The following is a 14,274-nucleotide window of genomic DNA, read 5'->3' as shown; positions in this document are numbered from 1 at the left end:
GGAAGGCGGCGGCCTTCTTCGCCAAAGAGTCGAGCTGAGATACCAGTTCATCGAGTCGGAGAAGGCCACCTATCCCGTGGCCGTGTTGTGCCGGGTCATGCAGGTCAGCCGGAGTGGTTTCTATGCCTGGCGACAACGTTGCCCTGATGACCAGCGTCAGGCCCTGCAGCACGAAGTCAGAGAGATTCATCGCCAGAAGCGTGGCAGCTATGGCAGCCGTCGCATGGCCAGAGAACTGCGACGCCGCGGCTACGCCGTCGGCCGTTACCAGGCCCGTAGCCTGATGCGGGAGGCGGGTGTAGAGGCACGGCAGCGACGCCGGTGGCGTCATACAACCGATAGTGTGCACAGCCTGCCGGTGGCGCCTAACCTGCTGAACCGCCGGTTCCTGGTGGCGGAACCGAACCGGGCCTGGGTGGCCGATATCACCGCGATCTGGACGCTGGAGGGCTGGCTCTATCTCGCGGCGGTACTCGACCTCCACGACCGGCAGTTAGTGGGCTGGGCGATGGCCGAACACATGCGCACGTCGCTGGTGCTGGATGCCCTGGAGATGGCCATAGGTCGCCGCCAGCCTGAGAGCGGGTTGCTCCATCACAGCGATCGCGGAAGTCAGTACGCATCCCGTGATTACCGCGCCACGCTGGATCGGCACGGGTTCCAGGCCTCGATGAGCCGGAAGGGGAATTGCTGGGATAATGCCGTCATGGAGCGCTTCTTCGGTTCACTGAAAAGCGAGTGGCTGGCTGGCCAGCGCTACGGGAGCCGCCAGGCAGCACGGCGGGACGTGATCGAATACATCGAGATGGAGTACAACAGCTGCCGGCTCCACTCGACCCTGGGCTATCAGACGCCGAGGGAGATTGAATTGGCAGCTGCAGCTTGAAAATGTGTCCGCTCTGACTTGACCAGAACAGCATCCTCGAAGCCCGGGTCATCTCGCGGCGGCAGACCATCGAGCTTGATGTCGTCGAGGCTGCGTTTGAAGATCTCGGGGGCTTGGGGCATTGCGTCACCTGCAGAGCGAAGAAAGTGTGTTGCGCACAATGGTACCAAGGAATGTTGGCAACGTTGGAAGAGAAAGATCTCGGAGACTCGACACCCAGGGAGATACCGTCATGTGCGGCCGATTTGCCCTCTACAGCCCTTACCCGAGCCTGGCCGCGTCGCTGCGCCTGCCACTGGAGGCATCTGAGGCAGACCTGGTGCCGCGTTACAACGTGGCGCCGGGTACCTGGATCACCGCTGTGCGCCGGTTGGACGATGAGGGGCCACTGGTGCTGGATGCGGTGTGGTGGGGCTATCACCCCCACTGGGCCGGCGAGGACGCTCCTGAGCCCATCAACGCTCGGGTTGAGAAGGTCGCGACCTCAAGGTACTTCCGCGGTGCCTTTGCCCACCACCGCTGCCTGGTGCCTGCCAATGGCTGGTTCGAGTGGACGCCAGCCGATGGCAAGAAGCAGCCCCACTTCCTGACGCGAGAAGATGGTCAGCCGATCTGGTTGGCAGGGATCTGGTCGGAGCGGCCTGACGGCAAGCCAGGGTGCGCCATCCTAACTGAACCGGCGCGAGGTGTGGCCAAGCAGATTCATGACCGCATGCCATTGGCCCTGGACGCCGACAGCCTTGCCCCGTGGCTGGATCCGCAACTGACCGACCGGGAGACCATGCGGCAGGTCATCCATCACATCGATCCCCAACAGATCACCCAGTGGCCGGTGAGCATTCGCGTCAACGCGCCCGCTCACGATGACGAGAGCCTGATAGCGCCGCTACCCACACTGTGAGGGCGGCTGTGGTGCCAGGTGCGGGGGTGGCTGACAAAACGCTCTATATGAGCGTGACAGGCGCGACAGCGAATCCTGAAGCGCCCGCTCGAGAGCCATAAGAATTCGAACCGGTTCCAAGTCCTGGGTTTGTGGGTCAGCCGCTGTCTCTGGCCGCAGCCGCATATCAGCGCACAGCCGCCGTCATCCAACCAGGTCAGTATGATGGTCTCCATGCTATGTCCCACCCTGCTGGTGTCCATTAAAGAGACTGTGGGCCAGGCGACGGCGATGTGGTGTGAGCGATGTCGGAAAAACATGATGGTGTTTGGCTGACAGGATGTCAGCGCAGTCGCGGCAGCTCGTCCCAGCGTGTGGTCCAGCGCGGCGTGCGGTTGGCGCAGCGTAGCTGCCAAGCGGCCTTGGGCGAGGCGCGCCCAAACGTGACGGTACCTCGCCCCATCCTGTGGTTGAGTGCATCCAGCGTCGCCATCAGGCGGTCGCTGCGCTCGCGCTGGGCCTGGCTTTCGGGAGTGTCTAACAGTGAGAGCTGGGCCCGGTTGGCGTCCACCAGATCGACCAGCATCACGCCTGCCTTCATGAAGCGGTAGCGGGGCCGGTAGATGGCCGCGAATGCCTGACTGGCCGCCTGCAGGATGCCGCGGCTGTCGTCGGTGGGGCAGGGCAGCTCCACCACGGAGCTGGGCGAGTACTGGGGCAGGTCAGGGCGGTGGCGATTGGTCTTCAGGAAGACGTAGACGGCTCGGGCCAGACTGTCCTGCCCGCGGAGCTTCTCAGCGCTGCGCTGGGCAAACTGCCGGATGGCCTGGTGAACCTCCTCTCGGTTGTCGGTCATCCTCCCGAAGGAGCGTGACGTCATGATGCGCTTACGGGCCTCACCAGGATCATTCATCTCGATGCAGGGAATGCCCTTCAGTTCCAGGCAGGTGCGCTCTAGGGTGACCGAGAAGCGCTGGCGAATCTGCTTGGGGTCGGCCTGGGCGAGATCCCAGGCGCTGTGTACGCCCATCAACGCCAGGCGCTCCACCAGTCGGCGGCCAACGCCCCACACATCGCCCAGCTCGACCTGACGCAGCAGCGGCTCGTATGTCTCGCTGTCGGTTTTCAACACGCAGACGCCGCCGTAGACCGGCAGTTTCTTGGCCGCTCGGTTGGCCAGCTTGGCCAGGGTACGGGTCGGCGCAATCCCCACGCAGACCGGGATATGCGTGAAGCGTCGAACCTTGGTGAACAGTTCCTGGGCGTGCCGATGCATCTGCTCAGGGGCAAAGCCGTCGAAGCGCACGAACATCTCATCGATGGAGTAGGGCTCCACGCCGGCAGAGAACTCTTCCAGCACCTGCTGCACCCGGGAGGACATATCCCCATAGAGCTCATAGTTCGACGACAACAGCGTGATGCGCCGCTGACGGAGCAGTGGCTGCAACTCGAAGGCTGGTGTGCCCATAGCCACGCCCAGCGCCTTGAGCTCGTTGGAGCGAGCAATCACGCAGCCATCGTTGTTGGAGAGCACGCCCACGGGCACGCCCTCCAGCCGCGGCTGGAAGGCCCGCTCGCAGCTGACGTAAAAGTTGTTGCAGTCGATCAGTCCGATCATGGGCCTGGCCCCGGCTAGAAGGTGTACTCGTGAACCACCGCGCGTACCACGCCCCAGGCCTGGCATTCCAGGTCTGCGGCGGGGATGGGGCGGTAGGCGGGGTTGGCCGATGTGAAGTAGGGGCGGTTGCCGATCAGCTCGTAGCGTTTCACCACCAGCTCCCCCTCCACCGTGGCGACCAGGATGTGCCCGGGACGCGGTTCGATGGCGCTATCGACCACCAGCAGGTCACCCTCCGCGATGCCCAGCGCCTCCATGCTGTCGCCGGTGACGGTCATGAAGAAGGTCGAGGAGGGGCGCTTCACCAGCCGCTCGTTGAGGTCCAGGGTGCGCCCTTCGTAGTCCTGGGCAGGGCTCGGAAAGCCCGACAGCCCGGCCCGAGTCAGGGGCAGAGGGAAGGGCAGGGCCTGCGCCGGCGGCGCCGGATCTGCGGGGATGAGCTTGGCGTGTGTCATGGTGGCCTCCTCTCGATGCCTGATATTTATACAGTATCAGGCAGGCGACCCAACCTGCCAAGCCCTTGCACCACGAAGGTCGCGAGCAAGCGCAGCATGATGCTGCTAACCTGACTGAGGATTAGACATAGCAAGGGAGTGCAAAATGGAAGCTCATACTCGTCAATGTAGGCCCCCTCTACTGGCTCCGGTGGTATGTCAGCTCACGACCCAAAGCCGACATGCCGGCAAAGGCTACGGCCACCTCGATCCGTGTTATGCACCATGCACGATGATTGGTTAGGCGGATTCGTTTCACGTTAATCTGTGATGTATGAAAAAACAAAAGGTACCATGGTGATCGAATTTGACGCGATAGATGTGTGGGGTGATCAGCTCGACGATGTTCTACGACCAATCGTCTCAATCGCTGCCCTTGAAAAAATACGCGCTCAGAAGTTCGAGTACGTGGAAGATGCGAGGCAAATGCTCTTCGAGCTTTCGGAGCGTGATGAAATCGTAGAGGCTATATTGGTATGGCTTCTATCTGGTACTTTAGCTGCCTATCATGGCTCGCGTCTTACTGATGAAGACGTTGCAGAAATTCAACGAAACGGCTTGCGACCTCTGAGCTCCCACCGTCGGCGTGAGCGTTTAACTAGAGCGCTGTCGCCACATCCGCGATGGGCTGATGCAGAAGCTCGTTTGGATAGTGTGCTTGAGGCTCACGGCAAAGGAGAGCGTGCGGGCCGTCGCGAGGGCCAAGTACATCTCACACTATCGCGATCAGGATTACTCAATAGCTTCAACCACTATCTCACCCATGGAGCAGAATTTGACCAGCATGTCGCCGAGAATCTTCTTGGTCAAGAGGGGGTGGATTTATTAGGATTCGATGGAAAACCAAGGATTATAAAAGTCGCGGTTCCAGGCGCTGAAGCTCTGGCTTCTGCTCATCCGTTCTTTAGTATTGACGACCTTCGCAAACGAGGGGAAGTCCCTAACTTGGTCTCGGATTTCATTGATGCCTGGAGCTACCGTTTGTCTCATCCAGATTTTCAATCACAAACATTGCATGTCGACTCAGGTATGATGTTTCATGAAGTTGTTCCACACAAGTGGATAGTAGAAGTTGAGACCATCTCTGTTACAGCGGAGTGAGAACGAGACATGAAATCGCCTAAAAAACCGCTGTTCTTGGACATTTTTTTCGCCGCTTCGCGACTCCAAAATCTCCGCAAAGCTTTGCGTTAGCTACGAAGAAATAGATCATGTCTCCCGAACAGTTACACGTCTATACCGAAGAGGTAATGCTCCACACCTTAGTGGCGCAAAGGGAATTCGGGCGCCTGATGGAACTCTTGGTGGATCCAGAGGAGAGGCAGCGCAGAGAGGTATGGATCGTATTGCAGGCCTTTCTCGCCCATGTCGGCATGGTCTCGAAATTCTTTTTCCCGGCAACGAGGGACCCCCTTTCAGTCCAACGGGGCAAAACTCTTAGAGAGCACCTAAACGTCGCTGAAGGGGCCGCGCTTGTCGGTCGTACTGCCAGGAATGCCTTTGAACACCTAGACGAGCGGATGGATAATTGGCTGCGGACAGACAAGGCAGGCATTTTGGAGAGTGTCTTTCCGGATGAAGCAGCCTTGCGATACTTTTCCGCTGAACGCTGGGCCATTCGCAGGGTGCTCATTTTAGAGCCGCTCCAGTTCGTATCTGAAGAGCGAGGCGGCCGGACTTTCACGCTACTGGCCCCGCTGGTGCGTGAGTTGGAGCAACTTAGACGATGTTGTGCGACCCGTATAGCGAGCGACGATCCACACCACTATGTGGGTCCAAGATGAGATAACCATGAGTTGTAGCCCGCCGGGCGAAATCCATGAGGCTTTCATCCGGCTGCTTAGCTCAGTCATTAGCTTTTCAAAATGAACTAGGAGAGAAAAATGGGAATTCTGGAAATACAAGAAAAATTCGAAATTGAAGATTCAGACCTGAGCTTTGATCAATTGGTGAGAGAGGCACCAGACGAAGTTGCTGCGACAATTAATGAAAAGTCTGTGATTATCTTGCCGTCTCACGGAACTGAGAGCGCGTTTTATACTGGAACTCTCGACACGCTAGACTTCCTAAACGAGGAGGGGCTGGATGCCGACATTTATGTCAACGATGAAGAATATAAAGAGCTAGGGCTTCATGGCGCAGATATTTGGCTTGGAACATATTTCGTTAAAAATTTTGTAGTCCCAGTATTTTGCAGCGTGATAGGCGCTTACCTATATGAAAAATTGAAAGCGAAAAAAGACGATAAAGTTTCAGTTAAGTTTGTAGTAGAGAAAAAGAATGGAGAGAGTTGCGCTGTAAGTTACGACGGAAAGGTTGATGATATTGGTAAAGCAATTGATGCTGTCAAGAGAATCAGTGATGAAAGTTAGTCTTGTAACACTAGATGATACTCGACAACCTGCAGTCTCTGAACTATTGGATAAATTGTCAGAGATGAAGAAAAGAGCAGTTGCCAATGGTGATGAAGAACTTGCTAACAATTGTTGGAGAAAGGAGGAATCTCTAAAGCTAAATATTCTTTATATTGAGGCTTTCTATAAGCTTAAAAATCACGAGTACAGAGAAGCATGGTGGATTCTTGAGAAGTGTGAAATATATGCAAACTTCATTTCCGAAAACTCAAGCGAAAGTTTTTTGATCACCTCAAGGGTGGGGTTTGTAAAAGAGAAAGTTGCAAGCTGGCAATCGATATACCCTTACTGTGTTTTTGCCAGCCCCGGCTTTACCGTAGGTTATTATACCTGCAGTATTTGCAACCACAAGGTAAGACCGCGGTCCAGATGTGGTCACAAAAAAGGAAGGATCTACAATGGTGAACTATGCCTCCATGTGGCACATGATATGGAATTCTTCGAAGTATCAATAGTCACGAAGCCAGTTCAAAAATACTCGGTTCTCCATGATGATGAAACCTTAGATTTTTCCATAATAAATCACCTATTAGAGCTGCTTGACAACCCATTTGAAAACTGGGGTATGAGTTGGACGAGACAAGCATTTTCTATTGAGAGATTTGAGAGAGTGCTGCCTGAGGATAAATGCCCTTGTAAGAGTGGAAAGTCTTTTAAAGAGTGTTGCCTAAGTAAGAATGAGGTTGAGATACCTCATGTTGATTTTATTCTTTCGAAAGAACTCCCTGAAGGCAAGGATGATGTACGGTTTCCATACTAATCTACTAACAATCGGCTGCACAAGGACGCCAAAATCTACGCTGTGCTCCTATTTTTCCGCCTGTGAGTTGCAGCGTTACGTGTACATGGAAGTATCTAAATGCAGGAAGTAAGATCAAATCTGTACCCCTGTCGTCACTGCGACGAGACGGGTGTCTGTAAGTCGGGGCCGAATGGTTCGAGTTGCTTGGCCTGTGCGAAATACCACGAATTAAAAGGAAAGGAATTCGTTGGACTAGCTTGTGGTACCTGTGGGGGGCTGGGGCAGTCGGAACCGATGACTGAGCGATTGAATAAGCGAACCAAGCCGTTGCTAGCAATGGGGATCGTTTTTCTGGTTCTACTTTTTGTGTTCGTTCTGGCTCTGAGTAAGAACCCGCATTTTTCCGAGTTTCTCGCTTTCGCAGGCACCTTGATTGGCGGCGTCACTGCCTTCTACTTCAACAGCCGGAACAACACGTAACAATGTGGTCAACGGGACGCCAACTACGCTGCGCTCCGTTGTCGGCTATTACCACTGGCGTTACACGTATATGGATGCTGCATGAGTCTTGATGAAGAATTTGACGAGCTGCAAAGGCTCTTTGCTCAGAAAGATTTATTAACTGAGCCAAGGCGACCGGCAGGTAACGGCTTCATGGAAGTTCTCTTGGCGAAGAGGAAGAACATGAAGATCAAAATTTACCAAGAAAGAGGGCACTCCCTTCCGCATATCCATATTGATTACGGAAGACAGCATCATGCCGCTAGCTATGCCATAGAATCAGGCGAGCGAATTGAGGGTAACTTGTCTAAGAAATATGATAGTGACGTCTCTAGTTGGTTAGAAAGAAATCGTGAGAAGCTTCTAAAAATCTGGAATGCTTTGCAAGCTGGTACGCCGCATGAGCCACTAATGGCAGAGTTATCTGGTGACGTGTAACAAGTCAATCAACTTCGCGCCTTCGGCGCCGGAAGCAACAAAGCTGCGCCGGTTATTGAAGCATTATAAGCTAAAGGAAGCATTGTGAGTAAGCCAAAGAAGATCATTGACAATCCAACAAGTGCAGAGCTGTTAAAGCAGTTCGCGGCGTTCGAGAGCTTGGAAGCTTTATACAAGGCTTTTCCATTTGCTCGTGAGATCTTCCCTAAAATGGAAGGTGCCTTCGATGAATTCAAGAGGATTAAAATACAAGCAGAAATATTAGAGGCACCTGATCAGTTCAATGAACGTTTTGCGAATCTAGGTTGGATCGCATATGAATCAATGAACATGGAAGTGATGCAGAGAGCAATAAATATTCATGACGCTGAGGGAAAGGATGCAGCGGAAAAATTCCTAGCGGATTCGCATGACGAAGAAACATTAAAATGGGGAATATTGCGATTCAATGGAAATCGTGATTTTAGAAAAAGAATAAGACTCGCGGAATTGGCCAGAGAGGATTACTTAGCTGGTAGATATCATGCGTGTGTACCGTTATTGTTGAGCTTGCTTGATGGTCTCGTAAACGATGTGTCGAAGCATGTAGGCTTTTTTGCTGAGAACGTCGATTTGACAGCGTGGGATTGCATTGCAGCTCATGAGTCAGGCCTTCAAACACTAGCTTCGATTCTCACCAAAGGCAGAACTAAAACGAATGAAGATGCTATATCCATTCCATACAGAAACGGGATTCTTCATGGTCGCGAGTTGGCTTTTGATAATAAAATAGTGGCAGCAAAGTGCTGGGCTGCTCTCTTTGCGGCGAGAGACTGGGCTGGAGCACTTGATGATGGAAAAAAGGAGCCAAAACCGAAAGAAGAGGTAAGCTGGAAACAGATATTTGAGCAAATCTCTGAAACAAACCGTATGAAAAAATCCATTGGAGAATGGAGGCCAAGAACATCTGAGGATATTCCATATCTGCCGTTTGAAGGGGATATTTCCAATCTTCCTGAAAATACACCTGAATATGCAGTGGCTGCCTTTTTAGATCATTGGTGCAATAAGCGATTTGGCCTTATCGCTGATGCCCTTTTATACTTTACCGATACTCCTAAGGGAAAAAAAGCTGGTATGGCACGGCAAGATTTTGGTAAGTATGTGCCGGTTTCGTTCAAAGTATTGGGTATAGACGACCAAGCTGCTGCCGTTACTCATGTAATAGCAGAGCTGCGTTTTGAAGTTGATGGTCAAGAAAAAATTAAAGAAGTTTCCGTGCGCGTGATATACCAAGACTTGGAAAATAATCCTTCTGTCCGGTCTATGCCTGGTGGGCACTGGAGGATATTTCAAAATTCTTTCACTGACATCATATATGCGCCCTGCTTATAATAAGGCGCTGCTGTCGGAAAAAAATTCCGCTGCGCTCCAATTTTGCCGCAGAGCGCGACGTTATACGTTATACGTCAGGAAAATCTCAATGTCCGCTTCTGGCCGTGAGCTGCCATCGCGAGCCATTTTAGGGAGAAGAGTCTGAGTGAATAAAGCACGGTTACCTCAGCTTGTTGCCGAGCTATATCGGGTCGTTAATGAGCTGGAGGCGATGTTTCCGGGTAGGCACTTCACCCCGGATGGCCACTTGGTTGGCAGCCTTGGTGAGTGCCTTGCGGCGCATCACTATGGATTGGAGCTACTGCCAGCGTCGTCACCCGGAGTCGATGCTGTGTGTGATGGTCGATACGTGGAAATCAAGGCTACGCAGGGTGGCCGAGTCGCATTAAGAAGCTGCCCTGAGCACCTACTGGTGCTGAAGCTGGATCGGCACGGCGGCTTCACGGAGGCCTACAACGGCCCTGGGGAGCTGGTTTGGCAAGAGCTCGCCGATAAGCCGTTGCCTCGCAATGGTCAGTATCAGGTGTCCTTGGCCCGGCTCTTGAAGCTGAGGGGGAGCATGGCGCCTGACACACGGCTTCCAATGGTCGTGCCGATCGGTGAGTAGTCTGTGCTTCGTGTGTGATGGGCTCGCTTGACTCCCCATGCTCGTGTCGTAAGCTCACTCATGCAAGCGCCGCCCATGGCGGCCCGGTGGTCTCGACCGGCGCCAACCGAGGCACCCAGGCACCCAGGCGTTTAGAGGGTGCACCGCTTGGCGGTACGCCACCTCCCAAGGCCTCGCGCATCCCGAGACGAGGCCGCCCATCCGGGTTGGATGCCGCATCTCTTCTTCGGCACTCTAGTGCCATCACCCACCAGGGGATCCACATCCCCGGTGGGGAAGGTGTGTCCCCTGTGTGCACTACCGCAGGAGATCCACCATGAAATCCTACGATATGTCGTCTCTGGCGCGTGACCACGGCTTTGCGGGCAAGGTCCGCATTAGCGAGCGGGTCATGAACGACTGTATGTACGTCGCAGAGCACGTGGTCTCGGAACATGGGGTCACCCCCATCGAACGATTCCAGCTGCTGCTGCAGAACGTGGCCCGTCAGCTGTCCGGGTACCCGGCTGGGACCCAGGCGGTGCGGCTGACGCATCATCGCATCCCGCCCAGCGGGAATCCTCACCAGCCTCTGGCCCTCGAGATCGAGGCGTTGGTCGTGCAAGGCGACCGTCAGCACGGTGACTACCTGCTGTTGGCACGCCACGACGAGCTGAACCACGCGCTGCTCACCGCGGCGTAACCCTCCCTCACTACCCACCCCGACCGGGACATCGCTCCCGGAGGGGGCGGTCTCGGTCATGTCCGGAGGTTCTGGTCATGACACATACTTCAGCAGCTGCCCTCCCGGCAGAGTCTCGCTACTCCCCATCCAACGCGCCGCAGCTGTTCGTGCGCGACAGCGACGGCAACTACCTGGCGGCCCCCGATGACCGCGTCATCGATGCGGCGCGGCAGGTGGTGGAGCGCTCCGTCTCCAAGGGCATGAAACTCAACACGCCCAACCGGGTGCGTGAGTTTCTGTGGCTCAAGCTGGCCGGCTACGACCACGAGGTATTCGGTGCCATCTTCCTGGACACCCAGCACCGCGTGATCGAGTTCAGCGAGCTGTTCCACGGCACCCTCGACTCCGCCTCGGTCTATCCGCGGGAGGTGGTGAAGGCGGCGCTGCACCACAACGCTGGTGCGGTGATCTTCACCCACAACCACCCCAGTGGGGAGCCCGACCCGAGCGATGCGGACCGACGCATCACCCAGCGCCTCAAGGAGGCGCTGGGTCTGATCGAGGTACGCGTGCTCGACCACATCGTGGTGGGCGGCTCGGACTCGGTCTCCTTCGCGGAGCGGGGCTATCTCTGATCCCTCGGGCGCTTGCCCGTGACCTCTTGGATGGGGCCGGCATTGCCGGCCCCGTCCGCACTTTTTGCATCCTGTCGAACAGGAGTCTGGTGATGATCAAGATTCCCGGGCGGCTCACCGTCCGCACCATTCATGGGCGCAACGGCCCCTTCAATGTCGGCCGACTGGCGGCCTCGATCGGCGAATTCGTCATCAAGGACCCTCAGCTGGACCAGTTCAGCGAAGGGGTGTTTGAGGGCGAGTTTCTGCTGCTCGAGATTCGCCCGGCGAGCTACTTCGCCGGAGGCCGGCTGGTGGTGGAGGTCCGCGCCAAGGTCGGCGAGATGCTGCTGACCGAGGACGGCATGCTGGTGACCCAGCATGGGCCGCGCTTCGACTCCGCGGAGATGGATCCGCTGGAGGAGGAGGCCGCTCCTGTGCCACCCGTGCCGCCAGCCCCTCCTGTGCCTGGGTCGGGCGAGCCGATGGCGCCGCCCGCGCCGCCGCCTCAGGTTGATGCTGGCGAGGTGCCAGGGCCGCAAACCCCGGATACCCACGCCGTTGACCAGGAGGCCAATCCCGACGCCGAGCTCTTCGGCCTGCTCTGGCCGCTGGGGCAGAGCGTCAAGCTCGATCCCACCGTGGACCGGGCGCTGTTCCGCCGTCAGGTGAGTCGGCTGAAGGAGTTGGGCTACCGATTCCAGGCGCCGACGCAAACCTGGCAAGCCGCTGCCTGAGGCAGCCACTCCCCACCGGGGCATCTCGACGCCCTGGGCTCGGGATGTCCCCATCGCTCTTTGCTAACCGATGGAGGCCATCATGCCCGAGCTCTACACCCTCGATGAGTGCCTGGACTTGTACGCCGATGCGTTCTGCATTGGCCGGCAGCGTGAGTGCCTGTTTCTCTCCCTGTGGGGGCGTGATACGGCGCTGCAGGAGCTGCTGGCCAGGCTGACGCTGCCGGCGGCAGACAATGGCCTGGATACCCTGCATCTCTGCCAGGGCGACACTCGCCACCCCATGGTCTTTGGCGACATGGACCGCTACTCCCGGCGCTCTGCCCGGCTGCGCCAGACGCGCTTCGGCACCCTGGTGCACGTGTGGCTCTTCGACCAGCGCTGCATCACGCCGGATCGCGCCAACCTGCACAGCATCGTCGTGCTGGACGACGAGGAGGGCTCCTGCCCGGTGGATGACCAGCTATGGCCTCACGTGCGGGAGCTCTGCCCGCTGCCTTTGCTGGATCACTGGCAGGCGCCGGTGATGACGCTGCTGCATGCCCAGCAGGCGGTACTGCCGGCCTCGTTTTCGCAGGGGCCGATTCAGGCCTGCGAGATCTCTCTCGATGAGAACGACCTGGCCCTGCGCCTCAGCGGCATGATCCGCGCCGGCGTGCTCACCCCCGAGCCCTGAGCGCTCGCTCCACCGAGGTGCGGCCGTTCTGGCCGCGCCTACTACACCCAACCGACAGGAGGTGTCGCATGGCACTGATGTTTCAGCGCATCGCGCGCAACTTCGCCAGGAATGGCTACTTCCCCACGGACGAGGCGTCGCTCGAGCGGGTGCTTCAGGCGCTCAGCCCGGCGAACGCCGGCCGGATGCGAGTGCTCGACCCCTGTGCGGGGGAGGGTGCCGCCATCGCCGAGCTTGCCCACCACCTGGGGCGCAAACGCGTTCAGGCCTGCGGCGTGGAATATCACGCCGAGCGGGCCGCCTCGATGCATGGCCTGGTGGATAGGGGCCTGCAAGGCGACCTGATGGACACGGTGATCTCACCGCGCAGCATGGGCTGCCTGTGGCTCAACCCACCCTATGGCGACCTGCTGGCCGACCACGCCGGCTATGAGCGCTATCAAGGCAAGGGGCGCAGACGCCTCGAGAAGCTGTTCTACCAGCGCACCGTCGGCACCCTGCAGGTTGGGGGCGTGATGGTGCTGATCGTTCCCGACTACGCCCTGGACAAGGAGCTGACCGGCTGGCTGGTCAACCATTTCACCGAGCTGCGGGTCTTCCGCGCCGCCGTGGATGATTTCCAGCAGGTCGTGATCCTGGGCCGCCGGGTGCGACGCCGCGAGGCGGAGCGCAGCCCGGAGGCCAAGGCGATGCGCGCCCAGTTGCTGCGCGTGGGGAGCAAGGAGGTCACGCCCGAGGTGATCCCGGAGGTATGGCCCTTCGAGCCCTACATGGTGCCGGCGGCTCAGGGCGAGCTGCGCCACTTCTATCGCGTGTCGCTCGATGCCGAGCAGCTGGCCGATGAGGTCGCGCGGTTGCAGGGGCTCTGGCCCGAGGTAGGCAGCGTGTTCGGGAAGACCGGCCTAGCGCCGCGTCCCCCGGTACGCCGACTCTCCTCCTGGCATCTGGCCCTATCGCTGGCGGCCGGGGCGATCTCCGGTGTGGTGACTGCGCCCAATGGCCGCTGCCTGGTGGTCAAGGGCAACACCCACAAGGATAAGGTCGCCAAGACCGAGTTCACCGAGCGGGAGGACGGCTCCATCACCGAGACCCGCGTGCTCACCGACCGCTTCGTGCCGGTGATCCGCGCCTGGGAGATGACGCCGGACTCGCCTCGCTGTGGGCAGCTGCTGACCATCACCTCGACGCCGGCGGCCAATGACGGCGAGCCGGAGGAGGGTGGCCAGGCGACAGATGCCGAGGCAGGCGATGCGTCTGCACCGCTCAACCGAGTCGCCGAGCGTGCCGCGAGGCCAGATCCACGCCGCTTCGAGGTGGGGCGCGTGGTGATGACCCGGGCCGTCAACGAGCGAGTGGAGCGTGGCGAGGTCTCGCCCATGGCGCTGCTCCGACGACACGTCACCGGCGACTGGGGGGACGTGCCCGAGGAGGACCGTCAGAGCAACGAGCAGGCCCTGATTCACGGTGACAGGCTGCTCTCGTCCTACCGGATCGGTGAGTCGCTCACGGTCTGGATCATCACCGAGGCGGATCGCAGCGCCACCACGCTGCTGCTGCCAGACGACTACTGACCGGCGCCCTGGGCGCCATTCCCCACGGCGGGCCTTTCCAACCCGCCAGGGGAGGGGA

16 protein-coding genes and 1 pseudogene are annotated in these 14,274 nt (G+C 57.8%); 14 read left to right on the top strand and 3 right to left on the bottom strand.

Annotated elements, in window-relative coordinates:
* Position 1 precedes the first annotated feature (1 nt).
* Positions 2-886 (top strand): annotated as a pseudogene (locus ACR80S_RS13355) (IS3 family transposase); the annotation flags it as partial.
* Here the strand turns inward: ACR80S_RS13355 and ACR80S_RS13350 are convergent.
* A complete protein-coding gene (locus ACR80S_RS13350; RefSeq protein ID WP_435403466.1) occupies positions 847-1,008 on the bottom strand; it encodes a hypothetical protein in 162 nt (53 codons plus the stop codon). The pseudogene ACR80S_RS13355 and the gene ACR80S_RS13350 sit on opposite strands and share 40 nt — an antisense overlap.
* 110 nt (positions 1,009-1,118) lie before the next feature.
* On the opposite strand from ACR80S_RS13350, the gene ACR80S_RS13345 reads away from it, so the two are divergent.
* A complete protein-coding gene (locus ACR80S_RS13345) occupies positions 1,119-1,787 on the top strand; it encodes an SOS response-associated peptidase (protein ID WP_435403465.1) in 669 nt (222 codons plus the stop codon).
* A gap of 322 nt (positions 1,788-2,109) precedes the next feature.
* On the opposite strand, the gene ACR80S_RS13340 is transcribed toward ACR80S_RS13345, so the two are convergent.
* A complete protein-coding gene (locus tag ACR80S_RS13340) occupies positions 2,110-3,384 on the bottom strand; it encodes a Y-family DNA polymerase (RefSeq protein ID WP_435403464.1) in 1,275 nt (424 codons plus the stop codon).
* Positions 3,385-3,398: 14 nt separating this feature from the next.
* Complete coding sequence (locus tag ACR80S_RS13335) at positions 3,399-3,839, bottom strand: LexA family protein (protein ID WP_435403463.1); 441 nt, start codon at positions 3,837-3,839, stop codon at positions 3,399-3,401.
* Positions 3,840-4,175: 336 nt separating this feature from the next.
* Here ACR80S_RS13335 and ACR80S_RS13330 point away from each other — a divergent pair, with 336 nt between their 5' ends.
* The 12 genes from ACR80S_RS13330 (at position 4,176) to ACR80S_RS13275 (ending at position 14,216) form a co-directional block, all read left to right on the top strand.
* A complete protein-coding gene (locus tag ACR80S_RS13330) occupies positions 4,176-4,979 on the top strand; it encodes a hypothetical protein (protein WP_435403462.1) in 804 nt (267 codons plus the stop codon).
* A gap of 110 nt (positions 4,980-5,089) precedes the next feature.
* Complete coding sequence (locus tag ACR80S_RS13325; protein WP_435403461.1) at positions 5,090-5,662, top strand: hypothetical protein; 573 nt, start codon at positions 5,090-5,092, stop codon at positions 5,660-5,662.
* Positions 5,663-5,761: 99 nt separating this feature from the next.
* The gene (locus tag ACR80S_RS13320) at positions 5,762-6,250 is read left to right on the top strand and encodes a hypothetical protein (protein ID WP_435403460.1); all 489 of its coding nucleotides are present in this window, start codon (positions 5,762-5,764) and stop codon (positions 6,248-6,250) included.
* Positions 6,240-7,052, top strand: coding sequence for an SEC-C domain-containing protein (locus ACR80S_RS13315; RefSeq protein ID WP_435403459.1), 813 nt, complete (start codon positions 6,240-6,242; stop codon positions 7,050-7,052). The genes ACR80S_RS13320 and ACR80S_RS13315 overlap by 11 nt, the downstream gene beginning before the upstream one ends.
* A 543-nt stretch (positions 7,053-7,595) precedes the next feature.
* A complete protein-coding gene (locus ACR80S_RS13310; RefSeq protein WP_435403458.1) occupies positions 7,596-7,973 on the top strand; it encodes a DUF4160 domain-containing protein in 378 nt (125 codons plus the stop codon).
* An 84-nt stretch (positions 7,974-8,057) separates the two neighbouring features.
* Entirely contained in the window at positions 8,058-9,347 is a 1,290-nt protein-coding gene (locus tag ACR80S_RS13305; protein WP_435403457.1) for a hypothetical protein, read from the top strand.
* A gap of 145 nt (positions 9,348-9,492) precedes the next feature.
* Positions 9,493-9,954 carry a DUF6998 domain-containing protein gene (locus ACR80S_RS13300; RefSeq protein WP_435403456.1) on the top strand — a complete coding sequence of 154 codons (462 nt, stop codon included), beginning with the start codon at positions 9,493-9,495 and terminating at the stop codon, positions 9,952-9,954.
* Positions 9,955-10,270: 316 nt separating this feature from the next.
* The gene (locus ACR80S_RS13295) at positions 10,271-10,636 is read left to right on the top strand and encodes a hypothetical protein (RefSeq protein WP_435403455.1); all 366 of its coding nucleotides are present in this window, start codon (positions 10,271-10,273) and stop codon (positions 10,634-10,636) included.
* A 77-nt stretch (positions 10,637-10,713) separates the two neighbouring features.
* Positions 10,714-11,253: a RadC family protein gene (radC, locus tag ACR80S_RS13290; RefSeq protein ID WP_435403454.1), complete on the top strand. Its 540-nt coding sequence runs from the start codon at positions 10,714-10,716 to the stop codon at positions 11,251-11,253.
* A 92-nt stretch (positions 11,254-11,345) separates the two neighbouring features.
* Positions 11,346-11,969: a DUF3275 family protein gene (locus ACR80S_RS13285; RefSeq protein WP_435403453.1), complete on the top strand. Its 624-nt coding sequence runs from the start codon at positions 11,346-11,348 to the stop codon at positions 11,967-11,969.
* An 82-nt stretch (positions 11,970-12,051) separates the two neighbouring features.
* Positions 12,052-12,645: a hypothetical protein gene (locus ACR80S_RS13280; RefSeq protein ID WP_435403452.1), complete on the top strand. Its 594-nt coding sequence runs from the start codon at positions 12,052-12,054 to the stop codon at positions 12,643-12,645.
* 68 nt (positions 12,646-12,713) lie between these two features.
* On the top strand, positions 12,714-14,216 hold the full coding sequence (locus ACR80S_RS13275) for a DUF6094 domain-containing protein (protein ID WP_435403451.1): 1,503 nt from the start codon (positions 12,714-12,716) through the stop codon (positions 14,214-14,216).
* Positions 14,217-14,274: the final 58 nt, after the last annotated feature.

It is taken from the genome of Halomonas salsilacus, from assembly GCF_051216275.1.
GTDB lineage: Bacteria > Pseudomonadota > Gammaproteobacteria > Pseudomonadales > Halomonadaceae > Halomonas.
Note: the sequence above shows the minus strand (reverse complement) of the source record. Positions and strands in the feature narration are given on the sequence as shown.

What these genes read in the sequence shown, in the direction of transcription:
- ACR80S_RS13350 (WP_435403466.1), bottom strand. Translation starts at nt 1,008, where the DNA reads ATGCCCCAAGCCCCCGAGATCTTCAAACGCAGCCTCGACGACATCAAG.
- ACR80S_RS13345 (WP_435403465.1), top strand. Translation starts at nt 1,119, where the DNA reads ATGTGCGGCCGATTTGCCCTCTACAGCCCTTACCCGAGCCTGGCCGCG.
- ACR80S_RS13340 (WP_435403464.1), bottom strand. Translation starts at nt 3,384, where the DNA reads ATGATCGGACTGATCGACTGCAACAACTTTTACGTCAGCTGCGAGCGG.
- ACR80S_RS13335 (WP_435403463.1), bottom strand. Translation starts at nt 3,839, where the DNA reads ATGACACACGCCAAGCTCATCCCCGCAGATCCGGCGCCGCCGGCGCAG.
- ACR80S_RS13325 (WP_435403461.1), top strand. Translation starts at nt 5,090, where the DNA reads ATGTCTCCCGAACAGTTACACGTCTATACCGAAGAGGTAATGCTCCAC.
- ACR80S_RS13320 (WP_435403460.1), top strand. Translation starts at nt 5,762, where the DNA reads ATGGGAATTCTGGAAATACAAGAAAAATTCGAAATTGAAGATTCAGAC.
- ACR80S_RS13315 (WP_435403459.1), top strand. Translation starts at nt 6,240, where the DNA reads ATGAAAGTTAGTCTTGTAACACTAGATGATACTCGACAACCTGCAGTC.
- ACR80S_RS13310 (WP_435403458.1), top strand. Translation starts at nt 7,596, where the DNA reads ATGAGTCTTGATGAAGAATTTGACGAGCTGCAAAGGCTCTTTGCTCAG.
- ACR80S_RS13295 (WP_435403455.1), top strand. Translation starts at nt 10,271, where the DNA reads ATGAAATCCTACGATATGTCGTCTCTGGCGCGTGACCACGGCTTTGCG.
- radC (WP_435403454.1), top strand. Translation starts at nt 10,714, where the DNA reads ATGACACATACTTCAGCAGCTGCCCTCCCGGCAGAGTCTCGCTACTCC.
- ACR80S_RS13285 (WP_435403453.1), top strand. Translation starts at nt 11,346, where the DNA reads ATGATCAAGATTCCCGGGCGGCTCACCGTCCGCACCATTCATGGGCGC.
- ACR80S_RS13280 (WP_435403452.1), top strand. Translation starts at nt 12,052, where the DNA reads ATGCCCGAGCTCTACACCCTCGATGAGTGCCTGGACTTGTACGCCGAT.
- ACR80S_RS13275 (WP_435403451.1), top strand. Translation starts at nt 12,714, where the DNA reads ATGGCACTGATGTTTCAGCGCATCGCGCGCAACTTCGCCAGGAATGGC.